Raw genomic sequence first — 19,345 nt, 5'->3', positions numbered from 1 at the left:
CTTAGTCGCTCACCTGATAGTTGACAACGTGTGACCATATTGTATATTGGTCACTACATCACCCTTCCCGTTGTCGCTCCCGAGATAATCATGTCTTTGCGCCGCCCACTTGTTCCGCTCCACCTCCTGGCCAGCGCCGCCGTCCTGTCGGCCTGCGCCGTGGGTCCCGACTACCACCGTCCGGATGCGCCGCTAGCGCAGCATTATGTGACACAGCCGCCGTCCGCCAGCGCGGCAAAAGCGCCGGTTGCCGATCTGTCTGCGTGGTGGGAAAGCTTCAACGACCCACTGCTCACGCACTACGTTTCACAGGCGCTGGCCCAGAATCTGGACCTCGCTCAGGCCGTGGCGCAAATCGATCAGGCCCGCGCGCGCCTCGGCACGGCCAACGCGGCGCTACTGCCCTCGGCCTCGGTTTCCGCCTCGGCGGCGCGGGCCTATCAATCGATCGACACGCCGGTGGGCCAATTGCTCAATGCAACGCCGGGCTACGAGCGCTGGGGCACCGAGTACGAGACCAATCTGGAGGCCGGTTGGGAGATCGACATTTTTGGCGGCCTGCGGCGGCAGCGTGAAGCCGCGCTGGCCGACTACTCGGCGACGCAGGCGGCGGCAGTCGCCACACGACTCGCCGTCGCGGCCCAGACTGCCGATATCTACGTCACGATACGCGGCCTCCAGGCGCGCCTCGATATTGCAAACCTGCAGGTGCAGACGCAGCAGACGCTGCTTGCGGACGTGAACCTCCTGTACTCGAAGGGCGCGGCCGCCGACTATCAGGTTCAGCAGGCGGAGGGCGCGCTTGACCAGGTTCAGGCCAGCGTGCCCGTGCTCGACGCGGCGCTGGATGCGGCGTCGAATGCCCTCGACGTGATGCTGGGTACGCCGCCGGGCACACACCGCGCCGAGTTGAGCCCACCGTCCTTGATCCCCGTTGCGCCGTCGCTCGCCGACATGGGCACGCCGGCCGATCTGCTGCAAAGGCGTCCGGATCTGATCGCCGCCGAACGCCACCTTGCCGCCGCCAACGCGCGCATTGGCGCGGCGATCAGCGAGTACTACCCCACGGTCTCGTTGAACGCCTTCCTCGGCAGCGCGACCTCGGCCGCGGCCGGCACCTTGTTCTCGGGCGGCGCCAGCCAGGCGGCCGGGCTCGTTGGGCTGCGCTGGCGCCTGTTCGACTTCGCGCGCATCAACGCCGATGTCAACGCGGCGAAAGGCGCCGACGCGCAGGCGCTCGCGGCGTATCGCCAGTCCGTCCTTCGCGCCACCGAGGACGTGGAAAACTCGCTCTCTTCATTGGTGAATCGCGAGTCACAGGCGGCCACGCTCGCGCACGCGGAATCGTCGTTATCGAAAGCGAAGGATTCGTCGATGACCGCATACCGAAGCGGTGCGGCGAGCTTCATCGACGTATTGCACGCCAACGAAACCCTGCTCCAGGCCGCCGACGCGCGCGCACAAGCGCAAACGGAATCCGCGCGTGCAGCGATATCGACGTTCAAGGCGCTCGGCGGAGGCTGGGACCCGGATTCGCTCCAGACGCCGACGTCGCTGTCTTCGCGCTGACAAATCCGCCCAATGCGGGAGCACGCAACGAAATCTGCGCACATTCTGGGATTGCACGGCGTGAATTGCACCATCGCAGCGCGGCTTGCTGCCACCAACGGACACACTCCAACACGTCACGACACCGGTCGCGCGGCAGTCACCGAACTGCGCTAGATTACGGCTGTCTTCATGTGAACCGGTCGCCTGGCAAGGGCACGCAACGCCTGCGCGGGCCCACTCAAAGGCGCAATGAATGAACGACAAGAGTCATGTCGATTTCGGGCAACCCATTGCAGACGATGTCCTCGCCAAACGGTTTCTGTTGCGTGACGCGCCTACTGTGCGGGCCGGTGTTTTTTCCCACGGGCAACCGATCTCGTTCACACGGTTAACAAACACCCGTCCGCAACCGGGGCGCTCGCTCACGCCGCAACCGGAAGAAGCGTTTGTCTTTCAGATGCCGTTGATTTTGAGCCCTGATCCGGGCATCCGTTATACGAGCGGCGACCTGGATGCTTCCGCGTCGGCCAGACCTGGTAGCTGTTATCTGCTCGATCTGCGCTCAAGTCCGACGCGCCGTCTCGACATGCCATTCGACACGATGCGGCTCTACCTCGCGCAAAGCGCGATCGAAGAATTCACCGATCAAAAGAAGCGGCGGCGTATCGGCGGACTGGTGCAGCAGAATCTCGGCGCGAGCGACCCGGTGCTGTTTCGTCTTTCACACACGCTGCAGGCCGTTCTGCAACAGCCCGACCTGACGAGTGCGCTGTTCGTCGATTATCTCGCGCTCGCATTTTGCGAGCACGTCGTCATGCGGTATGGCCGCGCCGATCCTTCGCTCCGGCCACGCCGCTCCGGACTCGCGCCGTGGCAGATGCGGCGCATCGAGGACTTCTTCGCGGCGCACCTGCACGGCAATCCGTCCATCGCCGATCTAGCGCGCCAGTGCGATCTTTCCACGAGCTATTTTGGAGAGGCCTTCAGGCAGACCACCGGGAGCACACCCCATCAGTGGCTGCTCAAGCGACGCATCGAGCGCGCGAAATCCCTGTTGCGGGAAACCGAGGCAAGCCTCGCGACTATCGCATCGGATTGCGGATTTTTCGATCAGAGCCATTTTTCACGGGTGTTTTCGCGTCTCGAAGGATGCGGGCCGAAAGACTGGCGGCAGCAGAACCGATAGCGCCTGGTATGCGCGAGCGTCGTTATCGATGCTTTCGCGCACGTTTGATTTTCACCGACGCCGAGCGCGCCGGATTCCCCTCACCTTCGCAAAACAGCGAGTGCCTCCGGTGCGCACGATCGCCCACGATTCGTCCATCGAATCGTGGTTTTATCCAAGATCGATCTGGCACCCAACAGGTACGCTTTCCTCACATCGACAAGTCGATGCCTCCGCCTCTCGTCACGCGTTGATCGAGTGGCCATTGCAGTGCGGCAGTTTCGTCCGGTTTCGTCGCGCCGCTCCTGCAGTACCAGCACGCTAATTTGCCCGCAAAGCCTCGCGCATCCGCCAGCCCGGAACGCTACGGTGCTGCGCCGGTCCCGCACAACCTTCCTGGAGTCGTGGCATGACAAATCGCGATACGTCTACGCGTCTTGATCACGCAACGGGTGCACCCGTTGTCGACAATCTGAACATCGAAACGGCCGGGCCGCGCGGTCCCGCGCTGCTGCAGGATATCTGGCTGATCGAGAAACTCGCGCATTTCGACCGCGAGGTCATTCCCGAGCGTCGCATGCACGCGAAAGGATCGGGCGCCCACGGCACCTTCACGGTGACGCACGACATCACGCGCTATACCAAAGCGAAGCTCTTTTCGGAAACCGGCAAGACCACGCCGGTATTCCTGCGCTTTTCTACTGTGGCGGGCGAGCGCGGCGCCGCCGATGCGGAGCGCGATATCCGGGGCTTCGCGGTGAAGTTCTACACCGAAGAAGGTAATTGGGACATCGTGGGTAATAACACGCCCGTGTTCTTTTTCCGCGATCCCCTGCGCTTTCCCGATCTCAACCACGCGATCAAGCGTGACCCGCGCACGGGACTGCGCAGCGCAAACAGCAACTGGGACTTCTGGACGCTGTTGCCGGAAGCGCTGCATCAGGTCACGATCGTCATGAGCGATCGCGGCATTCCGCGCAGCTATCGTCACATGCACGGATTCGGCAGTCATACGTTCAGCTTGCTCGATGCCGAGAATCGCCGGACGTGGGTGAAGTTTCACCTCCGCACGCAGCAAGGCATCGAGAACCTGACCGATAGCGAAGCCGAACAACTCGTGGGCAAGGACCGTGAAACGCATGGCCGCGATCTTTACGAAAGCATCGAGCGTGGCGAGTTTCCGCGCTGGACACTCTTCGTTCAGGTAATGACCGACGATGAAGCCAGGTCGCTGCCCTTCAATCCGTTCGATCTCACCAAGGTCTGGCCGAAACGCGATTTCCCGTTGATCGAAGTGGGCGTGCTCGAATTGAATCGCAATCCCGGTAATTTTTTTGCCGAGGTCGAACAGGCCGCCTTCTCGCCCGCGAATGTCGTGCCGGGCATTGGCTTTTCGCCGGACAAGATGCTGCAGGCGCGCCTTTTCTCTTACGGCGACACGCAACGATATCGGCTCGGCGTGAACTTCAATCACATTCCTGTCAACGCGCCGAAGTGCCCCGTACACAGCTACCACCGCGACGGCGCCATGCGCACCGACGACAACCTCGGTGGCACGCCCTCTTACTACCCAAACAGTGTCGGCGAGTGGGAAGTGCGACCCGAGCTTCACGAGCCGCCGCTGCGCATAGAAGGCGACGCTGCTCACTGGGACCATCGCGTGGACGTGGATCATTTTGCGCAGCCCGGCGATCTGTTTCGTTTGATGAGCGCGGCGCAGCAGCAGGTGCTGTTCGATAACACCGCTCGCCAGATGGCCTCCGTTCAGGCGTCGATCCAGGAACGCCACGTTCTTAATTGTTCGAAGGCAGACCCTGCATACGGAGCGGGGGTTCGGGAGGCGCTGGCCCGGCTCGCGGCGACAACTGAAACGAAGTAGCAGGCCATTCGCGCGCGACGTCGGAACGGGGGCCGACGTGCGCTCATTTCACGGCTCAACTTTGCGCTCACCTCTCGATGGAGAAACGTCATGTCACAGTTTATTCAGGATGTCGCCGTGCCCGACAGTCGGCTTGCACGCGAAATTACGGAGTTCGTGCGCGACACGTCCCCCCTCTGCTTTTTCATCATTCGAGCCGCGTGTATTTGTTCGGCGCACTCGAAGGCGCGCGCCGTGGCCTGAAATTCGATCCGGAACTGCTGTATGCGGGCGCCATGTTTCATGACGTGGGGCTCGCCAGTGCGTACAGCAGCGCCACCGAACGATTCGAAGTCGACGGAGCCAATGCGGCTCGCGACTTTCTCTCAGCCCGAGGCATCACGGCGGGCGACATCGACCTCGTCTGGACCGCCATCGCGTTGCACACCACGCCTGGCATTCCGCGTCATATGCACCCGATCGTCGCGCTCGTGACGGCCGGCGTCGAAATGGATGTGCTCGGACTCACGTACCACGAGTTTTCCCCCGAGGAACGCGAAGCCGTGACGCACGCGCATCCGCGCCCCACACACTTCAAGGAAGAAATCATTCAGGCCTTCTACGACGGCATCAAACACAAACCGGAGACAACCTTCGGCAACGTGAAAGCCGACGTCATCGCCGACAAGGAACCGCATTTCCACAGCGGGAATTTTTGCTCTGTAATCCGCAATTCGTCGTGGCCGGGATAAAGAAAGCCTGTCCTGCGCATCGATACCCGCGCAGTCGCACCGCGCTTACCGATCGCGACGACACGCAGGTCCGCTTCCGCAGAAAACACCGGCGATTGTGTCGTGCAAGACGACATGCCGGTTTATATCAACGCAGTTATTCACACTGAGGTGAACATCATGGGCAAGCTGGCAGGGAAAGTGGCCGTCGTAACCGGCGCATCGAAGGGAATTGGCGCCGCCATAGCGAAGGCGCTCGCGGCAGAAGGCGCATCGGTCGTTGTGAATTACGCGAGCAGCAAGAGCGGCGCGGATGAGGTCGTGTCCGCCATCACCACGGCCGGAGGCAAGGCGATATCCGTGGGCGGCGACGTGTCGAAGGCCGCCGACACAAAGGGTATCGTCGACGCGGCAATCGAAACGTATGGCAGACTCGACATCCTCGTGAACAACTCGGGCGTCTACGAGTTCGCGCCCATCGAAGCGTTCACGGAAGCGCACTACCGCAAACAGTTCGACATCAACGTGCTCGGTGTGCTGCTCACCACGCGGGCTGCGGTTCAACATCTCGGCGAAGGCGCCAGCATCATCAATGTCAGCTCGGTCGTTTCGACGCTCACGCCGGCCACGACCGCCGTCTACAGCGGCACGAAAGGCGCGGTGGATTCCATCACCGGCGCGCTCGCACGCGAACTCGGCCCGCGAAAGATTCGTGTCAACACAATCAATCCCGGCGTGATCGTGACCGAAGGCGCCCAAAGCGCCGGGGTCATCGGATCGGAATTCGAGAGTTCAGCGGTGAGCCAGACGCCGCTCGGACGCGTGGGCCGCCCGGACGACGTGGCATCGATTGCCGTCTTCCTCGCCTCCGACGACGCAAAGTGGTTGACGGGCGAACATATCATCGCGAGTGGCGGGATGCGGTGAGATTTGCGGGTACCGCCAGCCAGCCGGCTGGTGGGCGATCTGCTGAGAGACTGACCGGCACGTTCGGTAGCAGCCGACGTGCTGGTTTGCATCGAGACGCAGCAGCCTCCACCTGACGGTCCTACGCGGAATGCGCACACGCCGCCAGTTCGGCACCTTCTCAAACGCTGCTCTTTCTGCCCGACAGGTCTGCGGGGGAAGGGGGAGGTGCTTCGCCGTCAGCAGGCCGCCAAGATCGTGCGGTTGGGAGTCTCTTCCCTGCTCAATTGCGGTCACTCGGAACTTTCTGACGCAGAGGCAGTTATGGGTCGATGACGGTCCGACTCCACCCGATCTCTGGTAAGCACACCGTGCGACCGGCGTCGGACCGTGACCGGGCCATGATCGGACGGTCGAGGTCGTCGTCCAGTTGGATGCCGCAGGTCTCACGCGCCTTGGTCAACGACCGGTTTGCGGCAAGCCAATTGCGGTCGGCACTGCCTCGACTCGGCCAATTGCGCACTCCCCTCCACGATACGGTGCAAGCCTTCGACGGCCGCCTACAGTTCCATAACGGCCACTCCGGCACAACCTCGGTCAGCGTTGCCATCGGATGTGTGTCGTAATTGTTCAGCTAGTCTCAGGTGTCCGCGTCTCGCAAGTCTTTAATATGCTGGTAGACGGTGGCTCGTCCCATCCCCAACACATTCGCCACGTAGTTTGCAGCGCTTTTCCCCTTGAATGCTCCTTCTTCCCACAACGCTTCGACGATCTCGCGACGATGGTCGCGAGTCAGCGAATTTAGCGCCAACTGACGTTCCTGGAGCCACGTGTGAAGGAACGTGTTGATGCGTTCCTGCCAGTCGTCCTTGAATAGTTCCTCAGGCTGTTTCACCACGCCGGCGCCGGAGATTACGCGATCGATCACATGTTTGATGTCTTCGAAGACGGCGATATTGTAATTCACGCACATCACGCCGACAGCGCTGGCGGTATCGTCGAACAACACCGTGCTGACGCACCGCATCCGCCTTCCATCCCAATTGACCTTTTCATACGGCCCCACCGTACCGGACTCCGCGGAATGATCGATCTCTTCCAGAGCGGAGTCGTCGCCGAGTTCCCGTTTCGACAGATTATTGGCGATATAGGCAATCGTTTGACTTTGCAGGTCATGAATCACGATTTCGACGTAAGGGAAAAACAGCAGCGCAATGCCATCGGCAACACGGCTGTAGCGATCCAGAAGTAGCCGGCGTGCGGCCGTTGTCTTGGGCTTTCGCATAGAAGTAGATGCTTGCAGCTTTCTGAAAGTCCACCTGGGTGGGCGGTTTAGAAGGTCCGGGAATGCCCGGCATTTTGCCACGAGCGAAGCGGTACTTCTGCTCGATGACAGGACGACCCGGACGCGTAGCGACTGAATCAGCTCGCCTGGAGATCAAGCACCGCGGCATCCCGGCGGACAGCCTTTGTCATTGCTCCGGCGGCATGGCGTGATCGGCAAGATCGCGGCGATCTCTTACATGCCCGTTCGAGCAGTCAGATGGTTGAACAGCGCATAGGCAATCGCCACGTCTTCAAGACCCAGCCCGATCGAGCGGAAAAACGCGTGCTTTCGATAGGACGGCCTGATCGCTTCGCCGCACATCAGTTCGGAGAGATCGCCTAGCACGGCTTCGGGACGCCAGCCATGGTGTTCCAAAGCCAGCTTCATCTCGCCCGCACTGGCTGGGGTGGTGCGGCGGTAGTCGCAATAGACGTCCATGTCGGCAAGCCATGCGGGCGGAATCTCGTGAGCGTTCGCGACGTTGGTGCTAATGGACGTGATGAGCGCTGGCTTGCGGAGCATATTGTCGTGCAGCACTGGGGTGCCGGACGAGGTGCACAGTGCAACGACGTCAGCGTCGGCGACGCAGTCTTCGATCCTGGAGCAAATGGAGACTCTTTCATCTATCGCCGCGAACTGCGCGCGTTTTTCCGGATCGTTCGCAAGCCTGGGCGAAAACACCTGAATGGATTGCCACGGCCGCACCGAAACCAGATGGCGCAAATGAGCCTGTCCCACCGCACCCGCGCCGACAATCGCAAGTCGGCTAGCATGATCGGCAGCGAGGTGCTCTACCGCGAGTGCGGTCGCCCCGGCGGTGCGCTCGATCGTCAGCAGACCTGAATCACACCACATCAGCGGTTGCCCCGTTTCCATCGACATCAATGCCGTCCACGCGGTAATGATCGGCTTCGCCTGGGTGACGATGTACGGCGACAGCTTCGCGCCGAACACCTTCGCGTCCGCCATCACGCCCAGATAGGTAATGAAGTCGCCGGCGGCTTGCGGAAACAGCGTCAGCGTCTGTGGCGGTTGCGCCGCCATGTTGCTTCCGAGCGCACGGAACATCTGCGCCAGTACGCCCCGCACGTCGAGGTGCGGTAGCGCTTCGCGAACGGCGTGCTGATTGACGATCAGGGGCAACCCTTTTTCTGACTGGCTCATTGAACTGCACTCCAAAACGTTGCCGGGGTTCGGCGGTGAGGCGATTCTAAGTCAAACAGTCCAATCTGGACATTTATTATGAAAATTACTTGCTTTTATATTTGTCCAGAATAGACTGTCCATCCAGAGCAGATGTGAGGCCGGCGTGTCAGCATGCCTCATGCGATGTCTCGGAGCGGGTCGGCCAACCGTCACGCATGTCCTCAATTGTCGTCGACCAAACACCCAGGGGATCTCTCATGTTTCGGAAGTTTCAACTTTCACTTATCGTCGCCGCTGCGTTGGCGGGCTCGCTCGGGGCCGTCGGCGCGCAGGCTCAGGACACCTTGCGCTTCGGCATCGAGGCAGCCTACCCGCCGTTCGAAAGCAAGTCGCCGAGCGGGCAACTGCAGGGCTTCGACGTCGACCTCGGCAATGCCGTTTGCACGAAGCTCGGCGTGAAGTGCGTATGGGTCGAAAATGCGTTCGATGGGCTGATTCCCGCATTGGAGGCCCGCAAATTCGACGTGATCAATTCCGCGATGAACATCACGGAAAAGCGCCGTCAGTCGATCGAATTCACGAAGCCGATCTACATCGTGCCGATCGTGATGGTGGCCCGGCGCGGATCCGGCCTGCTGCCCGACGTGAAAAGTCTCCAGGGTAAACGGGTGGGCGTATTGCAGGGGTCGTCCCAGGAGGATTTCCTCAAAGCTCACTGGGCGAATGCCGGCGTAACGGTCGTCTCGTACCCGGACCAGGATCAGATCTATGCCGACCTGGTTGGTGGGCGCCTCGACGCCGCCGTTCAGGAAGCGCAAACCGCGCAGGACGGTTTCCTCGGCAAGCCCGCGGGTCACGAGTATGCGATCGCCGGCAAGCCGCTCAGCGATCCCGCAACGCTCGGCGAGGGCACCGGCTGGGGTATGCGCAAGGCCGACAAGGCGCTGATCGCGAAAGTCAATGCCGCGCTCGACGCGCTGAAGAAAGACGGCACATTGAGCAGTCTTTCGCAGAAGTATTTCAACAGCGACATTATTGCGAAGTAACGGATCCACGAGCCGGCGCCGGAGGTTTCGCACCGGCTTGCCGCGCAAAATGCGGCAGCCGGGCGTCCAGTCCTGACAGAAAAAGCGAAGCGAGTTTATGGATTTCGATGTGATAGTGCTGGGCGCCGGAATTGTCGGCGTATCGGCCGCGCTGCAGTTGCAGGACCGCGGCCGCCGGGTGGCACTGGTGGACCGGCGCGCTCCAGGCGAAGAGACCAGTTTCGGCAACGCGGGGCTGCTTGAAAGCTCCTCGGTCGTTCCGTACGGTTTTCCGCGCGACTTCAGCACGTTGCTGCGCTATGCGAAGAATCGTTCGACCGACCTGTACTGGGACTACCGGGCGTTGCCGCACTTTGCGAGCTGGCTGGCGCGCTTCTGGTGGGAATCGTCGCCCGCGCGATTGGTGGCCGCCGCACGCGACATGTTGCCGTTGATCCGGCAAAGCGTCGCGGAACATGATCGGCTCATCGAGCGCGCGCAACTCGGTCATCTCGTTCGCGACAGCGGCTGGATCGACGCCTATCGCACCCCGGCGGAATTTTCGCGGCAGGCGGCGGTCGCCGCAACGACCGCCAGGACCTATGGCTTGCGGCTCGCGGTACTGGATGCGGCGGCGCTGGCCGCGCGCGAGCCGGGCCTCGCGGACAGCTTTTGTGGCGCGCTGCATTGGCAGGACCCGAAGAGCATCGTCAATCCCGGAGCCCTGACCAAAGGTTATGCGGGTCTTTTCGAAGCAGGCGGCGGGACGGTGTTCGCCGGCGACGCCGCCACGCTGACGGCACAAGCGGACGCGTGGACGGTTCAGACAGTGGCGGGCCGGATCAGCGCGAAAGAGGTCGTGGTGGCACTCGGTTCATGGTCTGACCGCGTTTTCGCGCCGCTTGGTTATCGCATTCCTTTGCGCGCGAAGCGCGGCTATCACATGCACTACCGTCCCACTCGACAGATGCTGTCGATGCCGTTCGTCGACGCGGAGCAGGGCTACGTGGTGGCACCGATGGAAGGACGCCTGCGGCTGACCACGGGCGTCGAGATCGCACAGCGTGACGCCAGGCCGACGGGCATCCAGCTCGAACGCGCGGAGCGCACCGCCCGGCCGAGCTTCGGTCTGGGTGAGCGACTCGACGCGAGTCCGTGGCTCGGCCTGCGTCCTTGCACGCCAGACATGCGTCCAGTCATTGGGCGCGCGCCGCGTCATCCCGGGTTGTGGTTTGCATTCGGTCACGCCCACCACGGCCTGACCCTGGGGCCCGTGACCGGGCGACTGCTGGCGGAGATGATGACCGGGACACCGACCTGTGCGGATGCGCGTCCGTTTCGCGCTGAAAGGTTTCGTAGTTAGCGGTGGGAGCGGCCGGCACCAAAGACCTGGGTGGGCGGCCTGCGATCGACTTTTGTGAAGGTCGACGGGCCGCGCAAACGCTGGGGTCCCGACGCGCCGCCTATGTGTGTTCTTTTCCTGATCGGGACCAGACGGACACTGTAATCGCTCACAACTCAGAACACATCCCGTCACGTCGACGAGTTGATTCAACGGTCGTCGCTATCGCGACCCGTAGATGCCGGTCGAGGTGGGTTGACGGTGTTGGCACCGCCCGTCAATACCCAGGCTCGCTGACTAGGCGCGAACCGGGGTGCCAGCAAACCGTCATTGATTTCGCGCGTCACGGCAAAGCGACGGAACGAAGTCGCCGGTAAAAACAGGCGGGAATTGTCCGGGAACCCATCGCTAGCTGTATCGACATCTCCCTCGCTCGCGGATATGACGCCGTCGCCATTGGTATCAACCCGTTTGACTTCGGCCACATAGGCGTCATACAGGCGCTGCGGGAACGGTGTGCCATGCTCGAACGATGCCAATCGCACATAGGTGTCCAGGTAAATTTCGTGAGCCAGTCCGCTCGGGATGAAGCGTTGCCGGTACTCCCGCTGGTTATCGGCATCCGCGTCAAAGCGGTCGGGGTCGCGCGGACCCGCACCACCGAGCGGAGCCGCATTGTTCGGATCGTCACCATAGTCGATCGCACTGTTTTTCACGCCTGCGGGTCCCGAGCCCGGAATCAATGACGACAGCGCGCCAAGTTTGCCCGCCTCGAAGGTACCGGGGATACCGCCGGTAAAAGGTAACTCATAGGGTGGATGGGTCCAGTTGGTGGTGTAGTTGAATTCCCAGTAGCCATGACAATCAGACTGCTGCATGCAGTTGACCGCCCCCATGCTTAGCTGGATCGGCACGATATTGGTCTGGCGGTCAGGGAAGTGATCGTAAGCATCGGGCAAGCGCGGGGCCTTGCCATCCATTGTGAACAGCCGCCCTGGGAGGTTGTTGTGGCTGCCAATCGCCTGCAAGGCAGCCGCGTCCGCGCTTGTCATCGTGCCGAACTGGGCGTGTCCGTCGGGTCGGGGCGGGGCGATATCCGGCACTCGCAAATCGTGGATCATCCAGCCCTCGTACCAGCCGCTTTCGTTGTTGATCACAAACAGATACGAGAGGTCGGTAAAGACATCGATGAACGCGCGGACGTTGTTCGGATCAGTGGGCAGCCCAGGTTTCGGTTCGACCACGAGACGCACCGCACCGATGGTTGGCAAACCGCAGTCGGCGCCAGTTGCCGTCAGCATCGCCTTGTCGTTGATGCCCGGGAATCGGGCGGTGAACGGATTCGGTTCGAATCCTGTCGTGGACAGCAGGTAATACTGGAATAGCTGGCTTGGTTTGTCGGCCTCGGCAAAGGCCTGAATCGGCAAATAGGAATGGGGCCGCTCGGCCATTCTTTCGAGAATGTCCTGCAGCGGATCCGGCAGGTTCGCGATGTCGCCGCGCTGGCGCACCAGAGCACCGTCGGCGGCAGCGTTCGGATTTGGATGACAAGGTGCTGGCGGCTGTTCCGCGCATGCCTCGCCTGCGGCCAACGTGGCGATGAACGCGGCAACGGACAGGCAGGCAGCACGAGAACCCAGTGGTCTGAAGCTGCGGGGCTTGAATAACGATTTCATGATTCCTCCTCGGGTTGATCCGCTTCGACGGACAGATTTGCAGTTATCTAATGATGTGTGGCTTGACCTCCATTGAAAGTGACTCGCAGGGTGTCGATGGTCGGGGCAGCGGGTCGCCTGTCACGGAGCGTGACGCTGCCTCGCGGTAGGCAAGCCGCGATACGATGTGGCGGGGTGAAATGGGCAAATCGGATGCCGTGAGATACGTGTGGAATAAACGGGCTGGAGGAAGAGATATTCCGGGCGCCGCAAAAGAATGCGGCAACTGCGTCGTTATCGGATCCGGATTATTTGGCTATGCGTGGGCGCGCTCCATGACCGAGCAAACTTATGAAGCAAGCGCATATGAAGCAAGCGCATATGAAGCGCCTGGCCTATTAGCCGCAACATCTGGCAATGGCGGTTCTGTCACTCAACGCAGGATGTTGGAAGATGCTGTTCCATCAACACGCACCGCCCCGACGCGGGTACCGTGGAATAAGGGGCGATTGACCGGCCAGAAGCCACCGCTGAAGCTGAAGGAAATTTGGGCGATACGCATGCGCTGCAGCTTTCGTCCCACGTGCGGGATCTGCCTACGTTCAATATTCGGGCTTTCCTGGTCCGCACACCCAGATCGAATCGACTGCACGCTTGCTTCCGCCGTGTGAAAGCTACAGCGCCGGAATCACGCTTGGAAACTCAAGGTGATATTCCACGCGCTTGATGCCCGCGACGCCCTCGGCAGCAATCTGAATCGCGCGTTTCTCCTCCTCGCTCTCGATCACGCCCCATAGATGTGCGACGCCTTCGTTGACCCGCACGCACTGCTTCGGAAGCCCCCAGCGTTGCCCGTGCATTTCCCGTGCTATCGCGTCGCGTAGACTTGCATCGTCGCGAGACGCCGAGTCCACGGCTGCTGCAACGGAAACGAGCGTACAGATCAGATTTGAGCGGCTGACGATTCCGACCAACTTGCCGTGTTTCAGCACCGGCACCAGTTTTAGATGCCGGCGCTCCATGAGATCCGCGATCTGCGCGAGGGGCATGTCCTCAGGAATCGAGATCACGTTGCGACACATGATGTCGCTGACGTAACGTCCGTGCTCCTTCACATACCTTGCCGCCTGCCCGCGAGGCGATGACCACAGAAACTCGGTCCACCGCTGACGCTTGTCACGGCTGGTGCCATTCTCTACCCGATGCAGCAGGTCGCTATGACAGACAATGCCGACGATCCTTCCGATCGCGTCAACGACCGGCATGCCGCTGATATGGTTGACGATGAGAAGTCTTGCGGTCTCGTGGATCGTCATGTTCGGTGCTGCGGTAACGACGGACGTCTTCATGATGTGGCGTGCGAGCATGGTCGCTCCTTTAAGGTGTCGCGACAGGTCCTCAGTTGGTGCTGCTATCGCGCGGCTCGGACCCGAGTCGACCGCTCGGCGTTGAGCGCCTTGATTTAATAACCTCATTCAATTGCGGATCTGGGCACGGGCCTGTGAGCAAAGACCCGCCTTAAATGTTCCTGTCTTGTCGCTGAGTGCGCCCAAGCCGACGGTGTTATCGCACTTCGAGTGAGCAATAGAGGTCGGGCATGCAAAGAGCAAGCGAGTCATCAAGTGCTGGCTGCGTTGCAAAAGGAATCTTCGACGGGGTGATGCGCGGAAACGGCGTGTTTCCTGAAGCATGGGACACCTGAACGTAGTCATCCAGCCCGGAATCGAAATCGGCGTTAGCGGTCGCGGCAATACAGCACTGAAATCCGGCGGTGGCGATCGCCGTGAACACACAGCAGGTCACAACGGTTACGGCTCCGGTCGGGTAGCTCATCTCGCGGCTCCTCAAGCGGGGAACATCGCTGAGCGCTCGTCATCAATAGCGCTCGAAGAGCGACTTCCCTTGCGAATGACACGTGCGGCTTCTACTGTTTTCCGTGGCGACCGTGTTTGATAACCTCAAAGCCCATCGGGTCCGGGAGACCCGACGAAATGGCGGCGGAAGCCTTGCAACACGCTACGGGTATGGATCTGATCGTAGGTGATTCGCTGGCGTCCGAACATAACCTGAACAGGTGATCGCTTGAGCGTCGTCCACCGCGTGCCGAGGCATCTCTCCCGTCTGGTTCGGACGGCCAGCGTGGCGACGCGATGTTCGCACTCCGGATGAACTCGCAAACTTCGGGCAGACGGCGGCTTTGCATCGTTGCCTGCAACACCAGCGCCTGCAGTTCACTATCTCAACTTGCCGAGCCACAGTGCGGTGAGCGTTGAACGACTCGCGACGTTGAATTTGGTGTAGATCGACCTGATATGGACATGCGTCGTGTTTGGACTTTGGCCGAGCTTCTGCGCGATCTGCTTTTCCGTGAGTCCGTCGAGCACGCCCAGTAGCACCCTTCGTTCGGCCGACGTCAGAGGAGCGTCGGCGATCAGCAGGCCGTGGCTGAGCAGTTGCTGCCGGCAGTACCATCTCAGCCCATGCATCACGAAGCCCAGAAGCTCGAGATCCGGCGCGGAGAATCGCGGCGCCTGCACATCGCGAAACACGAAGAGGTGAATCCGTACATCGTCGTTGAGCGAGCAACGCACCTGGATGCTGTCGCCATGACCGACTTCGAGGTAGTGGCGGCGATAGTGCTCACCTTCAAACCACTCAGCAGGCATCGCCTCGAAGAGCAGGTTGGCTCGGAATGGCTCGTTTCCCGACGCGGCCACGACGTGTGACGCGTCGACGTTGCCCGACCAGAGCGTGTCGAATTGCTCCTGCACGGAAGCGACCATCGCGGGTACCGGATGCAGGAGCCGAACCAGGCGTGGACGCCAGCCGAACAAAGGATCCTTTGGCGCGAGCGAAGGCAATCGCACCACTACGGCCCAAAGCGCGTTTTGTGCCGTGACCATCGCACAGATCGTGGTGAGCAAATGGGTCAGCGCGGCATCGCCCTCGCCAGCGGAGAACTCTGCCAGCCGATCCCAGAGTGCAAAGACGTCGTCGTGCGCCGCTGAATTGGCGGAATTCGCGAACGGATGCATGTCGTCCCCAGCATGGGCAGAGCACCCATCTTCGGTGATCTTGGCCTCGCCTGACAAGGGCCGGAGGCCACGATGCCAGATCTGACGATTAGCCGTTCCACCTTGAAAGTGGCCGTTACGACCCGGCCGCCGCGACGTAGCGGGCGACCTCGCCGCTGTTATCTCGTGCGGACGAGTTGGTCGCAAATGTTCAAGATCAAAGCATCATTCGCTATGCCGTCTAGTTCTTGGACGCCGGCTCGGTCAGTTTGAGACCGCAGGGCCGTTTTACAGGACAGGCCGTGGTCTGAATCCCAAGGTCGCACGATTTGCAACAATATCTCGAATCAAGCGCTCACCAAGCGTTTCACCGGCGTTGCGGCGAGTCAGCTTCGCTTACCTGCTTGAGCCGCGCCAGCCAATCCCGCAGGGCTCCGTCCAGCATCGGTTGCAAAGTCGTGACGTTGGCCCTCACGACGTCACCACTCCACGACTCCTCAGTGTGCACGTGGACGCCGCGCCCCGTTGCGGTGAACTCCCACACATGCACCGCGAAGATTCCTTGCGCCGGGCCTGTCCAGACGAGTCTTCGCTCCGGAACGATTTGCTGGATCGTCGACGTGATCTTCAAGCCCCCCTCCTCCCATTTGAATGCCGATCCGACCGCCAGCGTCCCGTCAAAGTGGGCTGCAGTCACGGTGGGCCGCCACGTCGGCCAGGCCGAGATGTTTGTCTGAACCGCCCACACGGTCGAGAGCGGCGCGTCGATGTCGATGTCATGGCGCGACACGACCGAAGCTGCCTGATCGATACTTACTGAACGGCCCGCATGCGCCTGTCTTGCCGCGAGCAGCACAACAGCGACTACCACGAGTGCCGTACCAACCGACGCACGGGTGATGAGGCGCGCGACTGCGCTCGAAGTGAAGTCGTTCATGGCGATCCTCACGCTGCGACGGCCAGCGCACGGGTGTTCGACGCGGCGACGATCGTCTGCCGGATGCCTTCCACATAGGACGTTTTGCGGATCGGCCCGATCAGTTGCTGCAGCGCCGAATCGTCCATGATCAGTGGGTCGGTCATCAGATAGTTCATCTCGACCATCTCGCGCATGAAAGGGTTGAACAGGCCGATCAGTCGAAGCGTCATCTTGCCCGCCACGCGCAACTTGAGCTTTTTGCCAGTCTGGCGTTCCATCTCCGACACCAGTTCGCGCTGCGTCGTGACACCCGCGCCCGCGAGGTTCCAGATCTTCCCGAACGCCGCGGGAGTATCGACAAGCCGCGCAACCACCGGACCGACATCGGGTACGAAAACGAACTCGTGCGGGCGGTCGATCGGCCCGACCATGTCTGCGGTGCCGCCGTTCACCGCAGCCTGCGCCGCGCGGTGCAGCAAACTGGCTTCCACTCCAGGGCCGTAGAAGTCCGGCAGGCGCAGGACCGTTGCGTTGACGCGGCCGTCGCGATGCGCTTGCATCAGTAGATCCTCCTGCGCCTTGCGCATGCGGCCCTTGAACGTGTGCGGCTCACGTGGGTGGTCTTCGCGCACCGGGTTCGCTTCTGTCATGCCGTACGGGTACACGGTGCCGATCAGGATGATGTTTTTGACCCCGGCGGCGACTGCACCATCGATCGTCTTGCGCATCAGTTCGGGATGCAGTTCGAACTGCCAGTAGTTCACGCCGACCATATAGATCAGCGTCTCGATTCCCTTTGCTGCGGCCAGCACGGAGGCGGGCGAATCCGGGTTCCACGTGACGATCTCAGCGAGCGGATCAGCGCCGAATGCCTTGCGCAGGCTGGTTTCCGTACGGCCGACGACGCGATAAGGACGGCCTTTGCTGCTAAGCGCGGAGGCAATGCTTTGACCGATGACGCCGGCTGCGCCGAATAGGGCTACGGTGGACATGAAGATTCTCCTTTCGATGTTGCTGCTGGAGTCCGTAGTTTGCTCATTAGACGGTCAAACGAAAATTACCTAAAATCGCATGGAATCTATACAAAAATGCATACCATGAATCGACGCGAACCGAACTGGGAGTGGTACCGCACTTTTCTGGCGGTGTTGGAGACAGGTTCGCTGTCGGCGGCCGGGCGCGCGTTGGGTATGACTCAACCGACGATTGGCCGTCACATCGACGGTCTCGAAGCGGCACTGGCGTTAAAGCTCTTCACGCGCTCGTTCGATGGCTTCGCGCCTACCGACGCCGCGCTCGAACTGAAGCCCTATGCTGCCGGCGTGGCCGCGACCTCCGCAGCGCTGCTTCGGGTGGCCTCCAGCCACGGTGCAGGCGTTCGCGGCACGGTGCGATTGACGGCCAGCGAGGTGGTTGGCGTCGAGGTGCTTCCGCCTATCCTCGCTGCATTGCGCAACGAGCACCCGGAACTGGCCATCGAACTGGTGTTGTCGAACAAGGTGGATGATTTACTGCATCGCGAGGCGGACATCGCGGTGCGCATGCTTCGGCCCACGCAGGAAGCATTGGTGGCTAAACGCGTAGGCGGCATCGAGCTCGGTTTGTATGCTCACGAACGCTATCTGGCCGCGCACGGCGCACCGAAATCGATGGATGAGTTGTCCCAACATTCGATCGTCGGCTTTGATAAGGAGAATGCGTTCATCCGCCAGTTCCAGGATCGATTCCCTGTGTTCTCGCGCGCGGCCCTGGCGTTTCGTGCCGATAGCGACCTGGCCCAACTGGGCGCCATCCGCGCGGGCTTCGGCATTGGAGCATGTCAATCGGCGTTGGCCGCGCGGGACAAGGCGCTTGTACGAGTGCTACCGGCCAGTTTTTCCTTGACGATGGATACCTGGGTCGCGATGCACGAGGATCTACGCGAGAGCACGCGTTGTGCGACCACGTTCGCCGCAATCGCCGCGGGATTAAAGGCTTATATACGGCGAGCGTAGGTCATCTGGCGGTGGCCGACGACAGACGGTCCGGAAGGGCCATCGGCATGCGGCTTGCGCCGGAATGGAGCGGCGCTTCGGCGCCGACAGATTCCGGCGGACGCAGTAGGCCTCCACGACACGCAGTTGGTGTTGCGGTAGTCGACCTTGGCTGGCTTTGCGCGTCCGCTTTCGTTCGAGCGTGTGCATCCTCCGGAGACAAAACATGAACCTTCGTGAATCGACCGATCCTGAGCGACGGGAGTCCGAACCCCCAGGGCAGCCCAACAGGTCGGATGAAACGCGCGTGGCGGCCGTGCAGGAGCAGCTCGAGGTCGGCATCGACGAGGTCGAGACCGGCGCGGTCCGCGTCCGAAAGGTCGTTCATCAGGAAACACAGCCGCTTTCCATTGAGTTGCATCAGCAGCGCGTCGAAGTTCGACGCGTGAGCGTCAATCGCGCTGTCGATCAACGCGACCCGCCGCGTCAGGAAGGCGCCACGCTTGTCGTTCCCGTGTACGAGTATGTGCCGGTAGTAAAAATGCAATTGATGTTGAAAGAAGAAGTACACGTCACGACGACAGAATCGGTGCAACAAGTGGATCACGAAGTGACGTTGAGCTCCGAAGAAGTGGTGGTCGAGCGTCGCGAAGGCGCGGACGGCGAATGGCGCCCCGTACAGGACGGCACTTAGGGGGGGCCGGGAACGCTCGTTGCGCGACTGGCAGCACGC

General features: G+C 61.3%; 16 protein-coding genes and 1 pseudogene. 9 read left to right on the top strand and 8 right to left on the bottom strand.

The genetic code is table 11. The features are described 5' to 3' along the window. Positions 1 to 90 precede the first annotated feature (90 nt). The 5 genes and pseudogenes from LJ656_RS09540 (at position 91) to LJ656_RS09520 (ending at position 6,232) form a co-directional block, all read left to right on the top strand. On the top strand, positions 91 to 1,569 hold the full coding sequence (locus LJ656_RS09540; protein ID WP_230509033.1) for an efflux transporter outer membrane subunit: 1,479 nt from the start codon (positions 91 to 93) through the stop codon (positions 1,567 to 1,569). 235 nt (positions 1,570 to 1,804) lie between these two features. Further along, positions 1,805 to 2,737, top strand: a complete 933-nt coding sequence (locus LJ656_RS09535) for a helix-turn-helix transcriptional regulator (protein ID WP_230509032.1) — start codon at positions 1,805 to 1,807, stop codon at positions 2,735 to 2,737. 388 nt (positions 2,738 to 3,125) lie between these two features. Next, on the top strand, positions 3,126 to 4,595 hold the full coding sequence (locus LJ656_RS09530; RefSeq protein ID WP_230509031.1) for a catalase: 1,470 nt from the start codon (positions 3,126 to 3,128) through the stop codon (positions 4,593 to 4,595). Positions 4,596 to 4,685: 90 nt separating this feature from the next. Continuing rightward, positions 4,686 to 5,326 (top strand): annotated as a pseudogene (locus LJ656_RS09525) (HD domain-containing protein). A gap of 159 nt (positions 5,327 to 5,485) precedes the next feature. Then, positions 5,486 to 6,232: a glucose 1-dehydrogenase gene (locus LJ656_RS09520; protein ID WP_230509414.1), complete on the top strand. Its 747-nt coding sequence runs from the start codon at positions 5,486 to 5,488 to the stop codon at positions 6,230 to 6,232. A gap of 619 nt (positions 6,233 to 6,851) precedes the next feature. Here the strand turns inward: LJ656_RS09520 and LJ656_RS09515 are convergent. Both LJ656_RS09515 and LJ656_RS09510 read right to left on the bottom strand, forming a co-directional pair. After that, a complete protein-coding gene (locus LJ656_RS09515) occupies positions 6,852 to 7,496 on the bottom strand; it encodes a helix-turn-helix transcriptional regulator (RefSeq protein WP_230509030.1) in 645 nt (214 codons plus the stop codon). A 234-nt stretch (positions 7,497 to 7,730) separates the two neighbouring features. Then, positions 7,731 to 8,702, bottom strand: a complete 972-nt coding sequence (locus LJ656_RS09510) for an ornithine cyclodeaminase family protein (RefSeq protein ID WP_230509029.1) — start codon at positions 8,700 to 8,702, stop codon at positions 7,731 to 7,733. A 239-nt stretch (positions 8,703 to 8,941) separates the two neighbouring features. Here LJ656_RS09510 and LJ656_RS09505 point away from each other — a divergent pair, with 239 nt between their 5' ends. Together LJ656_RS09505 and LJ656_RS09500 are read left to right on the top strand one after the other, a co-directional pair. Next, positions 8,942 to 9,730 carry an ABC transporter substrate-binding protein gene (locus tag LJ656_RS09505; RefSeq protein ID WP_230509028.1) on the top strand — a complete coding sequence of 263 codons (789 nt, stop codon included), beginning with the start codon at positions 8,942 to 8,944 and terminating at the stop codon, positions 9,728 to 9,730. A gap of 97 nt (positions 9,731 to 9,827) precedes the next feature. Continuing rightward, entirely contained in the window at positions 9,828 to 11,072 is a 1,245-nt protein-coding gene (locus tag LJ656_RS09500; RefSeq protein WP_230509027.1) for an NAD(P)/FAD-dependent oxidoreductase, read from the top strand. A 188-nt stretch (positions 11,073 to 11,260) separates the two neighbouring features. Here LJ656_RS09500 and LJ656_RS09495 read toward each other — a convergent pair whose 3' ends face one another. The 6 genes from LJ656_RS09495 to LJ656_RS09470 form a co-directional block, all read right to left on the bottom strand. Further along, positions 11,261 to 12,727: a hypothetical protein gene (locus tag LJ656_RS09495; RefSeq protein ID WP_230509026.1), complete on the bottom strand. Its 1,467-nt coding sequence runs from the start codon at positions 12,725 to 12,727 to the stop codon at positions 11,261 to 11,263. Positions 12,728 to 13,380: 653 nt separating this feature from the next. Next, entirely contained in the window at positions 13,381 to 14,073 is a 693-nt protein-coding gene (locus LJ656_RS09490) for a CBS domain-containing protein (RefSeq protein WP_230509025.1), read from the bottom strand. 196 nt (positions 14,074 to 14,269) lie between these two features. Next, a complete protein-coding gene (locus LJ656_RS09485; RefSeq protein WP_230509024.1) occupies positions 14,270 to 14,539 on the bottom strand; it encodes a hypothetical protein in 270 nt (89 codons plus the stop codon). 401 nt (positions 14,540 to 14,940) lie between these two features. After that, complete coding sequence (locus tag LJ656_RS09480) at positions 14,941 to 15,741, bottom strand: helix-turn-helix transcriptional regulator (RefSeq protein ID WP_230509023.1); 801 nt, start codon at positions 15,739 to 15,741, stop codon at positions 14,941 to 14,943. A 346-nt stretch (positions 15,742 to 16,087) separates the two neighbouring features. Continuing rightward, positions 16,088 to 16,657 (bottom strand): SRPBCC family protein, encoded by a 570-nt coding sequence (locus tag LJ656_RS09475; protein WP_230509022.1) that lies wholly within the window; start codon positions 16,655 to 16,657, stop codon positions 16,088 to 16,090. Between the two features lie 8 nt (positions 16,658 to 16,665). Further along, on the bottom strand, positions 16,666 to 17,631 hold the full coding sequence (locus LJ656_RS09470) for an NAD-dependent epimerase/dehydratase family protein (RefSeq protein ID WP_230509021.1): 966 nt from the start codon (positions 17,629 to 17,631) through the stop codon (positions 16,666 to 16,668). A 105-nt stretch (positions 17,632 to 17,736) separates the two neighbouring features. On the opposite strand from LJ656_RS09470, the gene LJ656_RS09465 reads away from it, so the two are divergent. Further along, positions 17,737 to 18,633: a LysR family transcriptional regulator gene (locus tag LJ656_RS09465; protein ID WP_230509413.1), complete on the top strand. Its 897-nt coding sequence runs from the start codon at positions 17,737 to 17,739 to the stop codon at positions 18,631 to 18,633. Between the two features lie 205 nt (positions 18,634 to 18,838). Next, complete coding sequence (locus LJ656_RS09460) at positions 18,839 to 19,306, top strand: DUF2382 domain-containing protein (RefSeq protein ID WP_230509020.1); 468 nt, start codon at positions 18,839 to 18,841, stop codon at positions 19,304 to 19,306. The last annotated feature ends 39 nt before the right edge of the window (positions 19,307 to 19,345 follow it).

This window comes from Paraburkholderia sejongensis (assembly GCF_020880815.1).
In the GTDB taxonomy this organism is placed as follows: domain Bacteria; phylum Pseudomonadota; class Gammaproteobacteria; order Burkholderiales; family Burkholderiaceae; genus Paraburkholderia; species Paraburkholderia sejongensis.
This window is presented reverse-complemented; position numbering and strand designations above follow the sequence as displayed.

What these genes read in the sequence shown, in the direction of transcription:
- LJ656_RS09540 (WP_230509033.1), top strand. Translation starts at nt 91, where the DNA reads ATGTCTTTGCGCCGCCCACTTGTTCCGCTCCACCTCCTGGCCAGCGCC.
- LJ656_RS09535 (WP_230509032.1), top strand. Translation starts at nt 1,805, where the DNA reads ATGAACGACAAGAGTCATGTCGATTTCGGGCAACCCATTGCAGACGAT.
- LJ656_RS09530 (WP_230509031.1), top strand. Translation starts at nt 3,126, where the DNA reads ATGACAAATCGCGATACGTCTACGCGTCTTGATCACGCAACGGGTGCA.
- LJ656_RS09520 (WP_230509414.1), top strand. Translation starts at nt 5,486, where the DNA reads ATGGGCAAGCTGGCAGGGAAAGTGGCCGTCGTAACCGGCGCATCGAAG.
- LJ656_RS09515 (WP_230509030.1), bottom strand. Translation starts at nt 7,496, where the DNA reads ATGCGAAAGCCCAAGACAACGGCCGCACGCCGGCTACTTCTGGATCGC.
- LJ656_RS09510 (WP_230509029.1), bottom strand. Translation starts at nt 8,702, where the DNA reads ATGAGCCAGTCAGAAAAAGGGTTGCCCCTGATCGTCAATCAGCACGCC.
- LJ656_RS09505 (WP_230509028.1), top strand. Translation starts at nt 8,942, where the DNA reads ATGTTTCGGAAGTTTCAACTTTCACTTATCGTCGCCGCTGCGTTGGCG.
- LJ656_RS09500 (WP_230509027.1), top strand. Translation starts at nt 9,828, where the DNA reads ATGGATTTCGATGTGATAGTGCTGGGCGCCGGAATTGTCGGCGTATCG.
- LJ656_RS09495 (WP_230509026.1), bottom strand. Translation starts at nt 12,727, where the DNA reads ATGAAATCGTTATTCAAGCCCCGCAGCTTCAGACCACTGGGTTCTCGT.
- LJ656_RS09490 (WP_230509025.1), bottom strand. Translation starts at nt 14,073, where the DNA reads ATGCTCGCACGCCACATCATGAAGACGTCCGTCGTTACCGCAGCACCG.
- LJ656_RS09485 (WP_230509024.1), bottom strand. Translation starts at nt 14,539, where the DNA reads ATGAGCTACCCGACCGGAGCCGTAACCGTTGTGACCTGCTGTGTGTTC.
- LJ656_RS09480 (WP_230509023.1), bottom strand. Translation starts at nt 15,741, where the DNA reads ATGCATCCGTTCGCGAATTCCGCCAATTCAGCGGCGCACGACGACGTC.
- LJ656_RS09475 (WP_230509022.1), bottom strand. Translation starts at nt 16,657, where the DNA reads ATGAACGACTTCACTTCGAGCGCAGTCGCGCGCCTCATCACCCGTGCG.
- LJ656_RS09470 (WP_230509021.1), bottom strand. Translation starts at nt 17,631, where the DNA reads ATGTCCACCGTAGCCCTATTCGGCGCAGCCGGCGTCATCGGTCAAAGC.
- LJ656_RS09465 (WP_230509413.1), top strand. Translation starts at nt 17,737, where the DNA reads ATGAATCGACGCGAACCGAACTGGGAGTGGTACCGCACTTTTCTGGCG.
- LJ656_RS09460 (WP_230509020.1), top strand. Translation starts at nt 18,839, where the DNA reads ATGAACCTTCGTGAATCGACCGATCCTGAGCGACGGGAGTCCGAACCC.